Origin of the sequence: Planktothricoides sp. SR001 (assembly GCF_001276715.1) — a bacterium.
Taxonomy (GTDB): domain Bacteria; phylum Cyanobacteriota; class Cyanobacteriia; order Cyanobacteriales; family Laspinemataceae; genus Planktothricoides; species Planktothricoides raciborskii.
Genome location: NZ_LIUQ01000008.1, coordinates 113,596 through 131,388, shown reverse-complemented (window position 1 = coordinate 131,388; position 17,793 = coordinate 113,596). Strand labels below are relative to the sequence as shown.

Genomic DNA, 17,793 nt, shown 5'->3' with positions numbered 1-17,793 from the left:
GTAGTTGGCAGCGGATAGGTTGAACCCCAGAAACCCGGTTTCTTAGCCCCCACAACCCAATTGGCAGCGGATATATTTGGGGAACAGATAGAATAGGGCTAAAAAAACAATGGATATATGTAGGCAAGGGATAGTTTTTCCTGGTAAAATAAAATATTCCTATTAACCAGCGGAAAAATATGACTGTTAATCATCCCGAATGTGCTAACTTGAAAGACCAAGTTAATGCCTTGTTAAAGTTGCTCCAGCAAGAACCAAAACTGCGATCGCAATACAATACTATCGCTGTTGAACATTCCTTAAATAAAGCTATTTCACCTCGCTTTGAAATTGTGTTTGCCGGGGCATTTAGTGCCGGAAAGTCGATGTTAATTAATGCGCTGTTAGAACGAGAATTATTATACAGTGCCGAAGGACACGCGACGGGAACCGAATGTTATATTGAATACGCAGAACCCAATCAAGAACGGGTGGTTTTAACGTTTTTAAGTCTAGGGGAAATTCACGAGCAATTCGGGATGATGTGCAAGAATCTGGGATTAAGTACCTCTATAGATCCAGAAAATATCGATCGCCCCGAAGTAATCGATAAGTTACAAGAAATATGCCAGGAGATTATTAAAAAAGAGGGGGGAGAAAGTAAGTCTGAATATGCCAAACAAGCTAAAGCGTTAAGTTTACTCATAGAAGGTTATCAGCATAACCGCGATCGCATCAACTCGGTTCATAATGCCATCTATTCTATGGATCAATTGGGGTTTTCTAACCTGAGTAAAGCGGCAGATTATGCGCGACGGGGTAGCAATAGCGCGGTGTTGAAACGGTTAGAGTATTACTGTCATCATCCCCTGTTAAAAGATGGGAATATTTTGGTTGATTTGCCGGGAATTGATGCACCAGTAAAAAAAGATGCCCAGCTAACTTATCAGAAAGTTAAAAATCCGGATACTTCGGCGGTGGTGACGGTTTTAAAACCAGCGGCTGCGGGAGATATGACCACAGAAGAGACGGAATTACTGGAAAAAATGAAGAGTAATCCCGGAATTCGCGATCGTGTATTTTATGTGTTTAACCGGATTGACCAAACTTGGTATAATGCTCAATTACGACAACGGTTAGATCAACTAATCCAGACTCAGTTTCGCGATACCAACCGCATTTACAAAACCAGTGGCTTGTTGGGATTTTATGGCAGTCAAATTAAACAAACCAGTGGGCGCGATCGCTTTGGTTTAGACTCCATATTTACCGAAAGCGTTAAAGGACTTGGGGGACAAGAAGAAACACCCCAATTTGTCAGCGAATTTAACAACTATTGTGCCAACTCTGGGAAACTTTCCCGCAGTGAATTTCGGGTTTCCGTGAATGGGTATGAAACCCCGAATGAGAACTATGTGCGGATTTTGAGTGAGTGGGGGACACCTTTAATGGATCAACTCATTCAAGATAGTGGGATTGAGACATTTCGGGAAGCGATTACTCAGTATCTTACGAATGAAAAGCGCCCCCAACTGTTTACTACTCTGGCTGACGATTTACAACCAATTTGTATCGGGTTAAAAGATTACTACAATAGCCAACGGCAAAACCTAGCCAGTCAACCTCGCGAAATCGATGCGATGAAAGCGCAAGAGTTGGATCGACTCAACCAGCAATTGCAAACCATTGGCAGTGAGTTAGAGCAATATTTGGCGAAAAAAATTAACCTAATTATTGCCGAAGAAGATCCAGATTTTGAAAATGATTTTAATCGGCTGAAAAAACAAATGGTCGTGCGACTTGATGAGTTACTGCATCAGTTTTCTGTGCTGGAAGCTTATAAAAAAGCAACGGGTAGCCATAGTCGGAATGCCACGGCGCCTTTTTTGGCGGTTTTGGTGGAAGCATTATACTATCTTGCCAATGAATTAGAGGATGTTTTGGTGGAATATGCTCACATGGTGGTGACAAATTTCTGTCAGCGTCTTTTGGACTCCGTGAAAAAAACCGATAGTTATCTGAATTTGTATCGGTTGTTGGGCAAAGATGGGGGAATTGAACAGCAGTTTAAAAAGTTAGAGGAGACTTTGTTAAGTTTGATTGCTAATGAAGCGCGGCGAGAATGCGATCGCTATGTGCGGGAAAGTCCCCGATTTTACGATGAAGGCACTTTTTCTATCTATCAGTTTCGCCAAACCTTGCAACAAACTTCTCAAAGTTATGGGGCTGAAAGTATCATCAAGGCAGAACCGGCAATTCGCCAATTACTCAAGTTAGATTTTGAGCCCAAAGTTTCTGCCACTATTCGCAGTCATTTCCGGCAAGGGATGAACCAAACTCTGAAAACTCAAGTGTTACCTTTGGCGGAACAATACAAGTTAGATATTCTCCAAAAGTATGATGTGGCGCGGGCTTATTTAGAGAAAAGCTTGGAAAAGGAAGCAGAGTTAAAGATTGCTCAAAATCAAAAGAACCTCGATGTTGTTGAAGAAAAAATTGCCGCTTATAATCAGGCGGTTCAGGGGATTAATGCTTGTTTACAATCGATGAATTTATACGGTCAGCAATTGCCGGTGATTTCTGACAATGTTTCTGGTGATGAGTTTGCCGATGCCGGTGAATTACGGGAAAATACTGACACGATTTCAGCCGATTTAATCGGTTAATTTTAGAGAGTTCAGTAAAACTACAGAGACACAGAAAACACCAAGAAAAATGTGATAGGAGGGCAAAGAGTTGCCCTCCTACTGTGATAGAATTACTCAAACACCTAAAATTATGTCGGTAGTAGTTATGAATCAACAAAACTTTCAAGCTTTGGCCAACGAAGAAGATGTCATCTCGGTTAAGGAAGACAATATGCATAGTTATGTTATGGGTTCTCCCATGTTTAAACTGGTCGATATGGTGAGAAAGTTATCTGGTAAGTTGGTCGGGATGAATGAAATCGATTGGGATAAATCAAATTACCAGAAAAAAAAATGGATTACTGATGGAGTAAAATGTGAAGTATTAAGTGTCAGTGAAGGAAAATGGAAAACTGGAAAATTGAGAATTAAACTCGTATTTGAATTTTGTCCTGATGAACCTAAGTCGAGTACGGCTAGTAAGTCACCTCTGGATGATTTACGAGGCTAAAGCAATTTACTCTTTGAAAAATGCTTGTTGAATCAGGCAATATAAAGAAGAAAAACCACAGAGACACAGAGAACACAAAGAAAAATGTGATAGGAGGGCAAACCCCTGCCCTCCTACTGTGATATAATTAATTATCTCATCTAAAAATTTTGTCGGTATTCGCCATGAATGAAAATAAATTTGAAGCTTTAACTAATCAAGGAGATGTCATATTGGTTCAGGAAGAAGAAATGCGAGGCTATTTAGGTAATTGTTCCATGTTTAAACTAAGTGATATTGTGCGAAAAGTGTCTTGTCAGTTTCTAAATTTAAAGGAATAGTTTTGGTGGAAAGAAGATATACCAAGAAGAAAATGGGTCAGTGATGGAATTAAGTGTGAAATATTGAAAGTAGGTGAAGGGATATGGAAAAAGGGAAAAATGAGAATTAAGGTTGTACTTGAATTCTGTCCCGATGAACCCAAGTCTAGTAATTCACTTCTTACGGCTAGTAATTCACCTCTGGATGATTTACGAGGCTAAAGCAATTTACTCTTTGAAAAATGCTTGTTGAATCAGGCAATATATATAAACAAGAAAAACCACAGAGACACAGAGAACACAGCCTCACCTAAGCGGACAATTTGAGCCTAAAAAACTTAGCATCCATCTTTGTGTCCTTTGTGTCTTTGTGGTGAATTTACTGTAACATATTTTAATCATAAAAACCATGACAAAAACACCTAGAATTAAAATTCCCCCAGAAGTGAGACAATTTGTGTTAAATCGAGATAATTTCCAATGTCGCAGTTGTGGCAGTCGGGAAAATCTTCAAGTAGATCATATTATTCCTCTTGCCAAAGGAGGGGCGAACGATTTGAGTAATTTACAAACCCTATGTTCTGTTTGTAATAGCCAAAAAAGCGATCGCCTCGATCCACGGTTTAAACGACTTTTTAGTTAAGTTAAAACCGATAAAATTCGCTATAATGATTAAACTAGCCAAAAACCACCAAAATTAATCAAAGCATGACTACTGTATTATTCTGGGATATCGACGGCACTTTAATTGATTCCTGTGGCGCGGGTCGGATCGCATTGACGGAAGCAGCCAGTCAAATGATTGGCGAATCCGTGGATTTATCCTCAGTGAAAATGGCCGGTTTAACAGAGTTGGCGATCGCCATCAGTATTTTAGAAACTTTGGGGTTAATGGCCAGTGAAAAAAATCTCAAGAAGCTGTTAAGCTTATATAAAAAAAATATTGCCCCTTGCTTGCATCGCACCCAAGGATATATTATTGATGGAGTGAAAGAAATTCTAGACAGTTTACAATCGTGCGAACAGGTAATTTCTATTTTATTGACTGGCAACTGTGAAACGGGGGCTTGGGCAAAGCTTGCTCACTATGGTTTAGACCATTATTTTAATTTAGGGTCATTTGGGGAGAACCATTGCGATCGCACCGAACTGGCTAAATATGCCTTAGCTTTAGCGCAACAAAAAGTAGCAAATCTCAACCTCGATCGCTGTTATGTGATTGGCGATACCCCCCATGATATTCGCTGCGGTCAGGCGATCGGGGCGAAAACCATTGCGATCGCCAATCAACATTATGGGGTTGAAGAATTAGCCAGTCATAATAGTTCATTAGTTTGGGAAAAATTTCCCACCCCTCCATCATTTATGGCGCAATTGGGTTTAATTCCATAAGCCAAGAATCAACCGGGTTTTTTATGTGAATCAATCTGTCAGAGAAAATCGCCAAAAACCCGGTTTTGAGAATATTTACAGATACTTCAGCAAATTTCTTTGTATTCAGGTACTATTCAGGTACAAAAAACCTCTAGATTCCCGCCTTCGCGGGAATGGCAGGTCTTAATTTTGTACGGCATAAATCCGCAAAACGCTGTATCACCAGTCCTTAGCCGCTGCTTTTTTATTTAAGCCAAGCCAGTCAAAGGCAACGGCTGAGGCATTTGTAACACTTGCTCATAAAGGTGTTCTAACTGGGTAATATTCCGACTCAGGGTATAACGTTCTAACACTCGTTGGCGGGCTTTTTGTCCCATCAACTGAGCTAATTCTGGGTGATCTTTAAACAGTGGTAACAAAGCTTTTAGCTGTGTGGTCACACCCTTGGTACTGAGAATTACCCCCGCCCCATCAGCGATCGCCTCCCCATCGGCCCCCACATCGGTGGCAATACAAGCCAATCCGCAAGCCATCGCCTCCAATAGTGAAAGGGAAAGTCCTTCGACCAAAGACGGCAGAATAAAGACATCACAGCCACGGAGAATTTCAATGCGCCGCTGTTCATCGGCCACATATCCTAACCAAATAATATTGTGTTCTAGGTTATAGGAGCCTTGCAAAGAAGTGGCATAAGGCCCATCTCCCATAATCAGCAACTTGCACTTTGGCCCCAAATTAGATTGTTTCCAAGCTTTCAGTAACGCTTCGACATTTTTTTCCAAGGCAATGCGACCTTGATAAACAAATAAACGTTCGCCTTGAAATTCATCTTTCACCGCAGAATATCCTGGGGAATACTTTTGTACATCCACCCCATTGGGAATCACCGCCACTCGTTCCGGTGGGACATTCAATTTCACCAAAACATCCCGTTGAATATCAGAAAAAACAATCGTCTGATTGTAATTGGCCAAAAAAGGCGCATAAAGCTGATAAGTCAGATGTTGGGTACTAGAGGTTAAAGTCCGGGGTTTGCGTTCAAAAGGGGGATGAAACGTAGACACCAAGGATATACCCAGTTCCGCACAGATTTCCGGCAGTACGAAATCCAACGGCGAAAGCGTCAGGGAGGCATGAACCAAATCCGGCTTGAGTTCTCGTAAAGCCCGTGTCAGGACTTTACTGGATTTCAGGGTAGGAATGGTATAAATTGTCGATTTGTACAAGCAAGGCAAGGGCACTTCAGAGACGATCGGCCACTGGGCTGTTTTGTTAAAAGCTTGCTGAGGACTTAAAGAAGGAATGACGTTTTGAGGTTCCGCAGACTCTTGAGCAAAATGGAGAAAACTAACCTCGTATCCCCGGTCAAGCAGGGCATTAGTTACTTCGCGAGAATAAGTAACATTTCCACAAAAGGGTGATTTTTTTCCCAACCAGGCAATGTGCATGCAACTTCTGATTCCCAAGGTTTGTAATGAATAATAACGCGATATTTGGTTTTAGCTAAACATAAAAAATCGCGATCGCCCGTCAATATCGCACATTCAACGGATATCTGTGCGATCGCGATCTAATCGCTACTGAACAAAGACATTCCACGAATCACTCGTTAATTAACGAGCGATCGTCAATTTGCCAGTTTGTTTACCCGAAATATACCAAGTTAATCCGCCTCCGGCCATGACAATTAGGGCCAAAGTCAAAAACACCACCTGCAATCCCACCAAAGCTTCCGCCACCCCAGCCACAGCCAAGGGCAAACTCAAAGCAATATTCACCACATTATTTTGTAAGCCAAACACTTTACCACGCATCTCTTCGGGGGTTTCCGCTTGAATAGTGGTTTGCATCGGCACCCCGACGATCGCCGCACCAAATCCCAAAAAAGTAATCAAGACTAAAACAAAGAATAGTTGCTCAGAAAACAAAGCCAACCCCACCAGAGATCCGGTCATTATAAATGAGCCAAACAAACTCAGTTGACGGTGGGTAAAGGCGGCGCCAAAATGACCCAAAATTGCAGCCCCAATTCCCATGCCTAATCCACCCGCAGCCAGCAAAAAACCAAACTGCTCTGACTCAATATTGGGAATCACTTCTGCCAAACGAACCGCCAAAACTGCCAGGGCAGCAAAAACGCAGAACAAAATCACCAATTGCAGCATCGCCGATCGCACCCGACGATTTTTCCCCAAATAAGCCACTGCATCGCGGATTTCCTCAAACACATGAACCGATTCTTGTTCTGGGGTCTTGGGGATTTCGGGAATGCGGATCAACAGCAGCAGAAACCCCGCAAAGCAATAACTCCCCCCAACCACCAATTCTCTGCCAGTAGTCAAACCATTACCCCAATTGGACAATAAATGGTTGGCAAAATTCAACACCGGCTCCCCAACGGCAAAACCAATAATCACCGAAGCCATCATGGTCGTGGTATAGAGAGAATTAGCGGCCAAGAGTTGCTGCCGCTGAACAATTAAAGGAATTACCGCTTGTTCTGCGGGGGCAAAAAATTGGGTCAGGGTAGAAACGAAAAAGGTAATTACCAGCATCAGACAAAATCCCAAAGGGAGCTTTCCGAGTTGCAGTCCTTGAGACATCCACAAAACTAATGGCAAGACCAATACCAACAATCCCCGCAACAGATTAGTTGCCACCAATACAGTTTTCTTTTGCCATCGATCGACAAAGGCACCGGCCAAGTAACCAAATAATACTGCGGGGATGGTAAAGGCAATCATAATCGCCGATACCCAACTGCTAATACTTTGTCCCGGTTGCTGAAACACACTGGCAATAATGGCAATCATCAATACCAGATAGACTTTATCCGCTAGCTGGGAAAAAACTTGACCACTCCAAAGGGCTAAAAAATTGGCATTTTTCAAGACTGGCCCAAATCCGGGCTGTGATTTGATCGATTTACCCTGGTTACCCTGGTGATGATGGTCATTGTCACCAGGACAATTGTGATGGTTGCGATCCTCATGCTCATCCGTTGGCTGCCGGGGATCCGGTGATGAGTTGCCATTAGGATAATGAATTCTATTGATTGGTTGATTACTGATTGCCTGGTCTATTCTCTGGTCATCCTGACTGAGAAAATGGTCAGGAGAATCCGAGGTTGAGGTTTTTGATGGAAAATCAAATAATTGCATTGTGTGAGTGATGTCTGAACAAGGTTTCGTAGTCAGAGCGAAAATATGTTCTGGTTTCGCACTGGTTCTACTGTATTCGTTTCCGAGGTAATTTTGCTAAAAAATTGATTTCAAATAAGTATCTAAGAGTATAGGCGATCGCAGCGATCGCTCCAAATGGACTTGGGCATATTGTCGTAAAAGTTTTTCAATTGTCAGCCAAACTTGGTTAAAGGATAAGTCCCTCAATTTTGAAGGTAACTGACTTAAGATCGCTTCTACCGGGGGTAATTCGGGATGGGTGAGTTGCTGAAGCATGGCTAATTCAACTGCATTAAGCTTGCTGTTAATTGCCGGTAAATTTTGAGTTTCGAGGGTTGAATTTAATCGTGAATTTGATCTTGACATAATCGGCGGTGAGTTTTGCATCATCCATTCAGAAGATACAGTTCCGCCACCGAGTATACTGAAGCCGACTTGCCAGTTAGTTTGGGTAAAATTCGGCTGAAGTTTTTGTTGCGTGAGACAACAGTGATGCACTTGAGGGGCAATTCCCCCCAATGCCAGCAGATGATAAATCCCGTGAGTTAATAATGGAATTACCGGCATAAAACAGGGATGATTATGGACTGTTGGCGATCGCGAAATTCGGCTTAAATGTTCTCCCAGCAGGAAAAACAGTTCCGCTTGGGGTTGATCGCTGAGGGCTTGATAGAGGGCTAATTCTGCCAAATATTGACCCGCTGCCAACTTGCCCAAGTCTTTACTCAGACCGGGATAAGACTCCACGGTTTCTGCTTGAGTGATTCTATCAAGCGATCGCCCCTTATAGATTAACAACTCATTCACCACAAACAAACCACTGCGACCGCCCATTGTTGATTTTGGCTTACGACTCCCAGGGGCGATCGCCTGAATTAAGCCTAATTCTGGGGTTAAAATCGTCAGCAACCGATCCGACTCCCCCATTGGCATCGACTTCAGATTAATCCCCCGCACCTTATAGCTTCGATCCATCTTTTCTCTTCATCTATATTGCTTGAATTGATTGGTTTTACTTGTGCATTTTTACTGTTAAATTGCCTATTATTAAGGCAATTTATTCACCTTATAATTGGGTATATAGGCAATGGATAAACAACGATTTTATCGGTTTTATTTATTTCATAATAAACACTATTTAATTATACTTTATTGGAGATATTTTTCTACAAAATATCGAAGCAGGCAACAAATGCAAAATCAGCCAATAAAATGCGATTAATTTTATAATTAATCCTGAACAAATCAGAATTAATATTCATCAGACTGACTCAATGGGGGTTCAAATTTTTCCCGTTGACGTAGAATATCCGGCCCGCGAGAAGTCCCCAATCTCGTTGCCCCAGCCACAATTAAATCTAAAGCTTGCCCTGGGGTACGAATGCCCCCAGAAGCTTTAATTCCCACATTACCTTTGGTGATTTCTTTGAGCAATTTCACATCTGCCACCGTAGCGCCCCCATGAAAGCCGGTACTGGTTTTGAGATAAGCCACCCCCGCATCCATGCAAATTTCCGCTGCCAGTTGTTTTTCCTCTTGAGTCAGTAAAGACATTTCCAAAATCGCCTTCACCAATTGGCCGGTTTCCTGGCAAATTTCCGCAATTTCTCGATAAACTTCATTGGTTCTACCGGACTTCAGGGCGCCTAGATTAATCACCACATCCAATTCTGTGGCCCCATTCTCCACCGCTTCTTGGGCTTCGTACAGTTTAACCATTGGCGTAGGGGCCCCGCTGGGAAAGCCAATCACGGTGCAGACTTTGACGGGTTTGCCATGCAAAAGATTACTGGCAAGTCCCACATAAGCCGGATAAACACATACCGTGGGGAAATGGTACTTAAGGGCTTCATCACACCAATACTCTACATGTTCTGGAGTGGCTGTAGGGTTGAGCAGGGCATGATCGATAAAGGAAGCCAAATCGATATCAGTGTCAAATAAAGCTCCGGTCATGGTTGCATCTCTAAGTCATGGATGTTTCATTTGTATCAAAATTTTAAGAAAAATAAACACAAAACCCCGGCTTTTCTTCAAGCCGGGGTTTTATCGGCAGGCTGCTGGTCATAAGTCATAAGTCCAATAACTAATCACCAACAACCAACAATCTTGCCCGCTCGCGAAGCTTTTATGGCAACAAACAACAACCAACAACCAACAACGAACAAACAACAATCAACAACCAACCATCAACAATTACTGAGTGCGTTGAATATATTGCAGAATGCCCTGGGCGATCGCCTCAGCAATGCGGGTGCGATTGTCTGGGTTAGCCAAAATCTGCGAATCATCACTGCCGGTGACAAAACCCACTTCCACCAACACTGCTGGCATCTGAGTATTTCGCAACACATAAAATCGAGCCTGCTTAACCCCCCGGTTATTCATTCTCATGGTTTGCAGAATACTATTTTGGATATATTGCGCCAGTAAATTACCGCTTTGGTAATAATAAGTTTCCACCCCATTCACTTCTGTGCGTCCCCCACCCACAGCATTGGCGTGAACACTCACAAATAAATCCGCACTGATGCGATTAGCCAGTTGGGTTCGAGGCGCCAGGTCAATGGTGCGCTCATCCTGACGAGTCATCACTACTTGAATGCCACTTTGCTCCAGCATTTCAGCCAGCTTCTGGGAAATATCCAAAACCACATCAGTTTCCCGAAGTCCCCCCAGACCGACGGCGCCGGGGTCAGTGCCCCCATGACCAGGGTCAATTACAACCACCAAACGCCCATCTTGGGTTCTGGGGGCTTGAATTTGGGGATAATTTTCCGGGGGTAAGGGAGTGGTGGGACGAGGCGATACAGAACCCTGACCGGAGCCAGAAACTCCTGCTTTTGGTTGCAATTGCAGCGCAATTTGATTCGGGCCTTGTGACACAACCCCCATGACGTGGTAATTCGGGTTAGGCTGCACCATCAGGGTGACGGTTTCTGGTTCGTCTTCTCGTTCCTGTAAAGATAAAATCGGATTATTGGCATTAAAACCATTGGGCAATCTTACCCCTTCTCCGAGTTGAGCGGAAAAAATCTGAATGGCATAGTCTAAGGTCTGTCGATCCCAACTAGCGTTGTACTGGATTGGCCGATCGCTTCTAATCAATAATTGCGTCCCATTATTCACCAACTGAACCGACTCAATGGTGGCAAAGCCATTGCCTTGGGCAATTTCCGGCGATCGCTTCTCCCCAGAACTGACTAATGGAGTAACCGATGGTCTGACTGCCGTATTAATCGGTTGAGGTTCAGGTAATTGCACCGTCCAGTTATTCCCGGACACTGGCTCGAATTGCACCCCTGAAGGATCCAGAGTATAACCGTTCGCCAATTCCACCACAATTCTGGCCATATTCGGCTCAACTTGTCCCACGCGCACTTCGCGAATGGCACCGCCGACGGACTGCGATCGCAAATTGCGGGGAATATCGGCAATACTAATTCCCGGCAAATCGATCACTAATCTAACCGGGTCAGAAATCAATTGGGCTTTAGGCTGAACCGGAGTGGCAGTCCTAAAAGACAGTTGATTTTGGGTTGCTTGAAAGCGCCAATTTTGCAGTCGGCTGGCTTCAGCGGGAGAACTCAGGCAAACAACCCCGATTAAACTAGGCAGGATGCATTGCCAGAGCAGAGTTTTCCAAAGTCTGGAGTCAGAAAATTTTCCGAATTTTTTGTCCGTTGGCTGGTTAGTAGTTTTCATGGCACTTTTCTATATAAACTGTTTTGGATATGATACATTGGCGATGATTTTCGGCGGAAACCGAGACTGAGTTTAGTCGTAATCTGGGCTTTTTTTAATGGATTTTGCTCAGGTTGTTATCTATTTCTTTCGGCATGATTCGGTCAATGAATTGTGATAGACATTAAAAATCCCCGAAGACGATTTTTCAGCATGACGTGAAAAAACCGAGCGGGGTTCATTAAAATATAGACGCGATCGCGCCTATATCTGGAGTAATGGTTGTATATCTGGATACGGTATTTTCTCAACGATCTGGAGAACTTCACTAATTTTTAACAATGTTTATGATATTTAGCATATTTTGGCTTAAATTGTATGCCGGTTTTCTCTCCTGATCGCGAGGTTTTGCACACTATATAATAAATAGTTTCATTAATGCTACCGTAAACGATTTTACAAATTTCGTTGCATATACTGTAAAATCCCACGAGCGATCGCCTCAGCCATCACACTGCGATAAGCGGGGTCAGCCAATTTCGCGGCATCTTCCGCCCCTGTGACAAAGCCCACTTCTACCAAAACTGCTGGCATCTCGGTATGTCTGAGCACATAAAATCTGGCTTCCCGTACCCCACGATTGGGCGCCCCAGTCGTTTGCAGAACACTATTGTGAATATATTGAGCCAGTAATTGACCACTGCGACTCTGGAAATAGTAAGTCTCAATCCCATTCACATCAGGACGAGTCATATCGATCGCATTGGCATGAATACTAATAAATAAATCCGCATTGACGCGATTCGCAAGCTGTGTCCGAGGTTCCAACTCAACTTCTTGGTCATATTCCCGCGTCATCACCACCTGAACTCCGTTTTGTTCCAGGATATCCCTGACCTGTTTGGAAATGGACAACACCACATCAATTTCCCGCAGTTCACCAATGCCGATCGCCCCGGTATCATTGCCCCCATGTCCCGGATCGATCACGATCACCGCTCGTCCTTGTTGAATGGGACGAGTCTGTGGACTGGGAGTAGTTTGCCTGGGTTGGGGAATCGGTCGGGGATAGGAGGAATTATCTCGGTTATTGCCCGGTACAGGTGTCACCACCGTTGCTTGTTTAGGTTGCAGTTGCAGCGAAATCTGCTGACTATTGGGCTGGTAAATAGAATTAGAAGCAATCAAAAAGTTGGGATTGGGCTTCACCAATAGGGTCACGGTTTCCTCGTCGTCTTGCCGTTGTTCCACCGCCAAGACCCCATTGCTGGCACTAAAATTGGGCAGTCTCACTTCTGAACCAATCTCCGCCCCAGGAATCGTGATTCGATAAGCCATCGGCGTATCCCAGCCACTACTATAAGTCAGTGGGCGATCGGCTTTAATCACCAGTTCTGTACCATTTTTGCTCAGTTCAACGGACTCAATGATGCTTAAATCACTGCCTTGGCTAATACTCGGTCGCATACCGCCTTGGGGCCATAGAAGCACCGCACCGGCTGAACTCACCTGAGCATCCCAAGCTTGGGCGCGATCGCTCATATCCAACGTCACACGCACCACTGGGGCTGAACCCAAACCCGGAGTCACTTGCACCCTGCTAACCCCTAAGCCGCTCATATTCTGATTCGGAGTGCGAAAATCTGGGGATAAAGTAGCACCAAATATACTAATCGTCATCCAAGAACCATCCGCCGCGAAATTCTTTTCTATCCGTGGCAGTTGTCCACTGGTACTTAACACAATCCCTTGTTCACTCACCTGAACATTCTGCACAATGGTTTGAGCATTGGTAGAACCGGCGCCCCTTGACCCGTTAGAAGAACTGTTGGCAGCCCCGTTGGGAGCGGGTGACCCCCCAGTGCCGATCCGTTGAGGCGTTGGGATTTGCACTGTCCACTCACTCGCGGAAAGTCCATCAAATTGGACCTGAGTCGGATCAACCGTATAGCCTTCAGCAAATTCCACCACAATTCTGGCGGTGTCGCTTTCAAACTGTCCCACGCGAATTTCTTTAATGGCACCGCCCAGGTATTGAGAGCGTGGTGACTGCCCAATGGTTGTACCGGGCAGATCGATCACTAACCGAGTCGGATTGGCCAACAGTTGGGCTCTGGGCTGAACCCCACCAGCGGTCGTAAAAGATAATCGGTTTTGATTCGACTGAAACTGCCAAGATTGCAGCCTTGCCGCCTCTGCGGGGGTGGCCAGCATTAATAGACCGGCAAGGGTCGGCAGGACTCCCTTGAGTAAGATATTTTTACCCACTTGAGTCTGGGGAAAGGCCTTAACACGCAAGCTAGGGGTGACATTATTCATATTTTCGGACACCACATATATTCTCTACTTTTGGCCACCAGATAGATAGGATTCAAGAAATCCATTTCCGCACTAAATTTTTCCGTAACCAGAAATCAACCAAATGTTTCCAGAAGGTTGGTTGACACAGCACCCCGGAAGACAAACCTCTAATATTTTAATCAGGATTTTCATCAGATGAGGCATTCCTCAAAGATCAATATCTGATAGGGTACAATGTCGATCGCAGTTTCTCAGTATATATGACCCATAGAGATTTGACACTGTAATCCATAAATGGCCAGTGGCTATTACTGCTTCATGCGAAATGGTGGCACCTCAATGCTAATGGTTTAATGGTTGAGAATCTCCTGGCTATGCTTACGAAATTACAAACGGCGATCGTGCGGATCCGGATGGTCAGCAGAGATTTCTTTTGGGACTTCCCCAGAAAAGAAACCGAAACTCCGGGGCTACCTCCTACCCCTGTTCCCTTCTCTTTCTTAACTAAAGCGCTTTTCACTGTCTGAAAACCACACCCCCCAACCCTCTTAAAAAAGCAGAGTTAGGGGGATTGATGTTTTTGCCAGAATTGCTCCAGAATTGTTGATTAAAAATCTACCCCCCGCTTTAACTCAACCCCTTGGTTAGCATAATGCTTATGGCAGTAAACTTCTGAGTGAATGCTGGCCAATTCAAAATAAGCGGGGATATTTTGACAACGACCTGTAATAATAATTTCCGTATCCCGTGGTTTGCGTAAGAGGGCTTCCACAATGGGTTCAACCGGGAGTAATTCTAAATCCACCGTAGGATTTAGTTCATCCAAGATAATCGTTTTATATAGACCAGAGGCGATCGCTGCCCTAGCAATTTCCCAGCCTCGTTCCGCTTCCACATAGTCGATTTCTTGTTGTTTTCCCCGCCACACAATCGCATCTCCCCCGCAACGCTGATGATCCACTAAATGAGGATAACTTTGGCGCAAAGCCGCGATCGCCGCATCCTCAGTGTAGCCGCTGCCCCCTTTCAACCATTGCATAATCAACACTCGGTGAGATTGGTCTTGGGAAATGCCTTTGCCAATGGCTTGCAAAGCCTTACCCAAAGCACTGGTAGACTTGCCCTTACCTGCCCCGGTATAAATTTCAATCCCACTTAACCCCTGTTCCGCCGCTAACGGATGATATTGCGGCTTCATTTCCGAATGTAAATCAGCAATTTCCAGTAACGCCGCCGGGGTATTGCGACCCGTGGCAATAATTTCGACATGTTCTGGTTTATGCTGGAGGGTGCGGACAACTTCATCGACTGACAACAATCCCAAATCTAACAGGGGGTTCAGTTCATCCAAGACCACCACGGAATACAACCCAGAGGCGATCGCCCCCTTGGCCACATCCCAACCCCGTTGGGCTTCCATGCGGTCAAAGCGGGTAATTTCATCGGGACCAAAAAATTCTGCCCGACCTGTGCGAACTTGGTCAATCAAATGAGGAAAGCCCTGTTGCAAAGCAGCGATCGCGGCATCTTCCTCGTACTCTCTCCCTGGCCCTTTCAGAAACCGCAGCAGTAGCACTCGACTCTGATCCGGGGTATTAATTCCCAGGCCAATTGAGCGTAAAACCACGCCCAAAGCGGCTTGAGACTTCCCCTTGCCAGCCCCATCATACACATGGATTTGACCTATAATCCGGTTTTGAACTTGAGCGGTGCGAATGCCGATCCCAGCGCGTGTCATAATTTCGTCTCTTTATCCGTTGTGAATAGTATCAGTAGTAATTCGTTAAGCTAATTGGGAACGCACAACTATAGCATGATTATTGCCTAGTTAAGATAATTTCCTGTTTCTGTCTAGTTTAGAATATCAGAAAGAACTTATGCAGCGTAACCGAGATGTTTTCTTCCTGTCAAGTTAATAAAAAAATCGATTTTTGCCGACTTACCAACCCTTTTTAGTTTCCCCGAACCGATTAAATCATGGTTAACTTTTTCAGCCAATGCCTTTTTCCGTTTTTCTATTTCCTTATTGTATTTTGATTGCAATTGTGAAATGCTTTCCTCAATTATTCCTTTAAAAACCGTTTTTTTTCAAACTTTTTTTTTGTTAATTCAAATTACAATAGAAGCATTATTTTTTTATAAATTTATCAAAATATCTCGAAAAAAAAGCTTAGAATATTCCATCCCAGTCAACTTATTCTCTAACATTATTGGTTGGTTAATTTTTTTTGTATTTGTACCATTGGCAAACTCAGAATTTCAATTTCAATTAATGAACTTTATTTTATTTAATAAATTACCACCCAATCCAGAGTGGCTTATACTCACGTTCTTTATTGTAGTATTTGCTTTGGCATTAACCTTAAAAATTACGACATTTATGCTAATGGAGAGAATTAGTAAATATTCGGATGAACTGGAAACCCCAACCCAAAAAAAATATAGACATTTATCGCTATATCAAATAAAATACCGCAAAAAATATCAGGTTATTATTTGGGGACATTCCTTGAGTCATGGAATTATCTTATTAATTTTAATCTTAGTCAACTGGAATTCAAAATGAGTCCAATATTTCAACAGATAAAAGACTACGTTAACCTTTTTAAGCCACCGAAAGCTATTTCATGGCAAACCATCATACTGCTGAGTATGTTTTCTGGTTTATTTGCATTTTTTGCATATATTTTACCTGGCAATAATGGGATAATTGCCGCTAATTTTACGGCAAATTTTGCTTTATTATTTTTAATAATAGGTGTTTTTTGGCTGCTAACGGAAAAACGTTCAAAATTTTTTGGCATTAAACTGAGACCCATTATAGTTAGCTTATTAATTTGTGTATTTTTATTTAAAACCATAGAAATTAATTTCGTGTTTGTGTTTGGGCAATTTGCCCCAATCCTTTGTGGACTGATGGCGATTATACCGGAATTTTTTAACAATTTTAAACCTAAGCAACCTCAGCCAGAAAAGCTCAAAGAATTAATCAACATTTTTTTGATTTACTTATTAATCAGTTGTTGGTTTACTTTTTACGTTTTTATCCAAAATTGGGCTGAAATAAATTATCCTAAAAACTTTTATATTAATCAAAATTTTAGCCAAAGTTTTTTTGTGGTGCAGACATTACCAATTCAGGACAAAAGTTTTTCTATAAGTAGCAAAATATCAGAAGATATTTTAAATTATTTTGAAGTATATCTAAACAAACAATTAAATGCTAAACCTTGGTCAAGAGTTGAAGCTTATTTAAAAATGTTAAACTCTCAATATTTGAAAAATAAAATTAATCAAGTGTTAATCAATCAAATAGAAGACAGCCAATGGTCAGTGAGACTTGAAGTAGAGCCGATTGACGGCATCAATCCATCAACAATCTCAGAATATAATTTAACCTTATGGGTAATATTGTCAGGAAATAATGATAATCCAGAGCAATATAAGCTCAAAAAAACTTGTAAAGTTAGGCAAAGTTTTATAAATCCTTCTAGTTCCCACCCCAAAGCAGTTGCTGAATTTATTTGCGAAAAAACAAGCGTGATTCAGCCCCGTCATAATCCTTAACTTTTATTTAAAACCTATTTATTTTTTAAACTCCCCAATTATCAAAAATATGGGGAGTGTTTAGGCTTTCAATCACCGTTAGATCACCGATTAATCAGCGAGCAAATCCTATAAACTAACCCTGCTTAAAAAATATTTGTTAATCCCACAATGTTACTTCCTTGATTAGTCCGAGATTACTCAAAGTTATTGGCATCCCTTAAACATTGTTGAAACCCGATTGATTACGCATTAACTCTCGTCATCATCATCGTCTTCATCATCATATT

The 17,793-nt window shown here is 42.8% G+C and carries 16 protein-coding genes; 8 read left to right on the top strand and 8 right to left on the bottom strand.

Annotated elements, in window-relative coordinates:
- Nucleotides 1-179: 179 nt before the first annotated feature.
- The 6 genes from AM228_RS07320 to AM228_RS07305 all read left to right on the top strand — a co-directional run bounded on the left by AM228_RS07320 (nucleotide 180) and on the right by AM228_RS07305 (nucleotide 4,808).
- On the top strand, nucleotides 180-2,645 hold the full coding sequence (locus AM228_RS07320) for a dynamin-like GTPase family protein (RefSeq protein ID WP_054465475.1): 2,466 nt from the start codon (nucleotides 180-182) through the stop codon (nucleotides 2,643-2,645).
- 127 nt (nucleotides 2,646-2,772) lie between these two features.
- Nucleotides 2,773-3,117 carry a KGK domain-containing protein gene (locus AM228_RS07315; protein ID WP_082348787.1) on the top strand — a complete coding sequence of 115 codons (345 nt, stop codon included), beginning with the start codon at nucleotides 2,773-2,775 and terminating at the stop codon, nucleotides 3,115-3,117.
- A gap of 149 nt (nucleotides 3,118-3,266) precedes the next feature.
- Nucleotides 3,267-3,437 carry a hypothetical protein gene (locus AM228_RS32035; protein WP_156331604.1) on the top strand — a complete coding sequence of 57 codons (171 nt, stop codon included), beginning with the start codon at nucleotides 3,267-3,269 and terminating at the stop codon, nucleotides 3,435-3,437.
- A gap of 18 nt (nucleotides 3,438-3,455) precedes the next feature.
- On the top strand, nucleotides 3,456-3,638 hold the full coding sequence (locus AM228_RS29330; protein ID WP_082348785.1) for a KGK domain-containing protein: 183 nt from the start codon (nucleotides 3,456-3,458) through the stop codon (nucleotides 3,636-3,638).
- 187 nt (nucleotides 3,639-3,825) lie between these two features.
- Entirely contained in the window at nucleotides 3,826-4,059 is a 234-nt protein-coding gene (locus AM228_RS07310) for an HNH endonuclease (RefSeq protein WP_054465473.1), read from the top strand.
- A gap of 65 nt (nucleotides 4,060-4,124) precedes the next feature.
- Nucleotides 4,125-4,808, top strand: a complete 684-nt coding sequence (locus tag AM228_RS07305) for an HAD hydrolase-like protein (RefSeq protein WP_072160699.1) — start codon at nucleotides 4,125-4,127, stop codon at nucleotides 4,806-4,808.
- 230 nt (nucleotides 4,809-5,038) lie between these two features.
- On the opposite strand, the gene AM228_RS07300 is transcribed toward AM228_RS07305, so the two are convergent.
- The 8 genes from AM228_RS07300 to AM228_RS32030 form a co-directional block, all read right to left on the bottom strand.
- Nucleotides 5,039-6,238, bottom strand: coding sequence for a glycosyltransferase family 4 protein (locus AM228_RS07300; RefSeq protein WP_054465472.1), 1,200 nt, complete (start codon nucleotides 6,236-6,238; stop codon nucleotides 5,039-5,041).
- A 165-nt stretch (nucleotides 6,239-6,403) separates the two neighbouring features.
- Nucleotides 6,404-7,951, bottom strand: coding sequence for an MFS transporter (locus tag AM228_RS07295; protein WP_082348784.1), 1,548 nt, complete (start codon nucleotides 7,949-7,951; stop codon nucleotides 6,404-6,406).
- A 96-nt stretch (nucleotides 7,952-8,047) separates the two neighbouring features.
- Nucleotides 8,048-8,947: a DNA repair protein RecO gene (gene recO / locus AM228_RS07290; RefSeq protein ID WP_054465471.1), complete on the bottom strand. Its 900-nt coding sequence runs from the start codon at nucleotides 8,945-8,947 to the stop codon at nucleotides 8,048-8,050.
- A 276-nt stretch (nucleotides 8,948-9,223) separates the two neighbouring features.
- Nucleotides 9,224-9,928 carry a deoxyribose-phosphate aldolase gene (gene deoC / locus AM228_RS07285; protein ID WP_054465470.1) on the bottom strand — a complete coding sequence of 235 codons (705 nt, stop codon included), beginning with the start codon at nucleotides 9,926-9,928 and terminating at the stop codon, nucleotides 9,224-9,226.
- 240 nt (nucleotides 9,929-10,168) lie between these two features.
- A complete protein-coding gene (locus tag AM228_RS07280; RefSeq protein WP_054465469.1) occupies nucleotides 10,169-11,677 on the bottom strand; it encodes an N-acetylmuramoyl-L-alanine amidase in 1,509 nt (502 codons plus the stop codon).
- Nucleotides 11,678-12,112: 435 nt separating this feature from the next.
- The gene (locus tag AM228_RS07275) at nucleotides 12,113-13,990 is read right to left on the bottom strand and encodes an N-acetylmuramoyl-L-alanine amidase (RefSeq protein WP_231636684.1); all 1,878 of its coding nucleotides are present in this window, start codon (nucleotides 13,988-13,990) and stop codon (nucleotides 12,113-12,115) included.
- 574 nt (nucleotides 13,991-14,564) lie between these two features.
- Nucleotides 14,565-15,695 carry a cob(I)yrinic acid a,c-diamide adenosyltransferase gene (locus AM228_RS07270; protein WP_054465467.1) on the bottom strand — a complete coding sequence of 377 codons (1,131 nt, stop codon included), beginning with the start codon at nucleotides 15,693-15,695 and terminating at the stop codon, nucleotides 14,565-14,567.
- Between the two features lie 137 nt (nucleotides 15,696-15,832).
- Nucleotides 15,833-16,000, bottom strand: coding sequence for a hypothetical protein (locus AM228_RS32030; protein WP_156331603.1), 168 nt, complete (start codon nucleotides 15,998-16,000; stop codon nucleotides 15,833-15,835).
- Nucleotides 16,001-16,007: 7 nt separating this feature from the next.
- Between AM228_RS32030 and fraC the strand changes: the two genes are divergently transcribed.
- Entirely contained in the window at nucleotides 16,008-16,523 is a 516-nt protein-coding gene (fraC, locus tag AM228_RS07265) for a filament integrity protein FraC (RefSeq protein ID WP_054465466.1), read from the top strand.
- Nucleotides 16,520-17,524, top strand: coding sequence for a DUF5357 family protein (locus AM228_RS07260; RefSeq protein ID WP_156331602.1), 1,005 nt, complete (start codon nucleotides 16,520-16,522; stop codon nucleotides 17,522-17,524). The genes fraC and AM228_RS07260 overlap by 4 nt, the downstream gene beginning before the upstream one ends.
- Nucleotides 17,525-17,793 lie beyond the last annotated feature (269 nt).

Excerpts from the sequence above, each read along its gene's own strand:
- AM228_RS07320 (WP_054465475.1), top strand. The coding sequence starts at position 180 with ATGACTGTTAATCATCCCGAATGTGCTAACTTGAAAGACCAAGTTAAT.
- AM228_RS07315 (WP_082348787.1), top strand. The coding sequence starts at position 2,773 with ATGAATCAACAAAACTTTCAAGCTTTGGCCAACGAAGAAGATGTCATC.
- AM228_RS07310 (WP_054465473.1), top strand. The coding sequence starts at position 3,826 with ATGACAAAAACACCTAGAATTAAAATTCCCCCAGAAGTGAGACAATTT.
- AM228_RS07305 (WP_072160699.1), top strand. The coding sequence starts at position 4,125 with ATGACTACTGTATTATTCTGGGATATCGACGGCACTTTAATTGATTCC.
- AM228_RS07300 (WP_054465472.1), bottom strand. The coding sequence starts at position 6,238 with ATGCACATTGCCTGGTTGGGAAAAAAATCACCCTTTTGTGGAAATGTT.
- AM228_RS07295 (WP_082348784.1), bottom strand. The coding sequence starts at position 7,951 with ATGCAATTATTTGATTTTCCATCAAAAACCTCAACCTCGGATTCTCCT.
- recO (WP_054465471.1), bottom strand. The coding sequence starts at position 8,947 with ATGGATCGAAGCTATAAGGTGCGGGGGATTAATCTGAAGTCGATGCCA.
- deoC (WP_054465470.1), bottom strand. The coding sequence starts at position 9,928 with ATGACCGGAGCTTTATTTGACACTGATATCGATTTGGCTTCCTTTATC.
- AM228_RS07280 (WP_054465469.1), bottom strand. The coding sequence starts at position 11,677 with ATGAAAACTACTAACCAGCCAACGGACAAAAAATTCGGAAAATTTTCT.
- AM228_RS07270 (WP_054465467.1), bottom strand. The coding sequence starts at position 15,695 with ATGACACGCGCTGGGATCGGCATTCGCACCGCTCAAGTTCAAAACCGG.
- fraC (WP_054465466.1), top strand. The coding sequence starts at position 16,008 with ATGCTTTCCTCAATTATTCCTTTAAAAACCGTTTTTTTTCAAACTTTT.
- AM228_RS07260 (WP_156331602.1), top strand. The coding sequence starts at position 16,520 with ATGAGTCCAATATTTCAACAGATAAAAGACTACGTTAACCTTTTTAAG.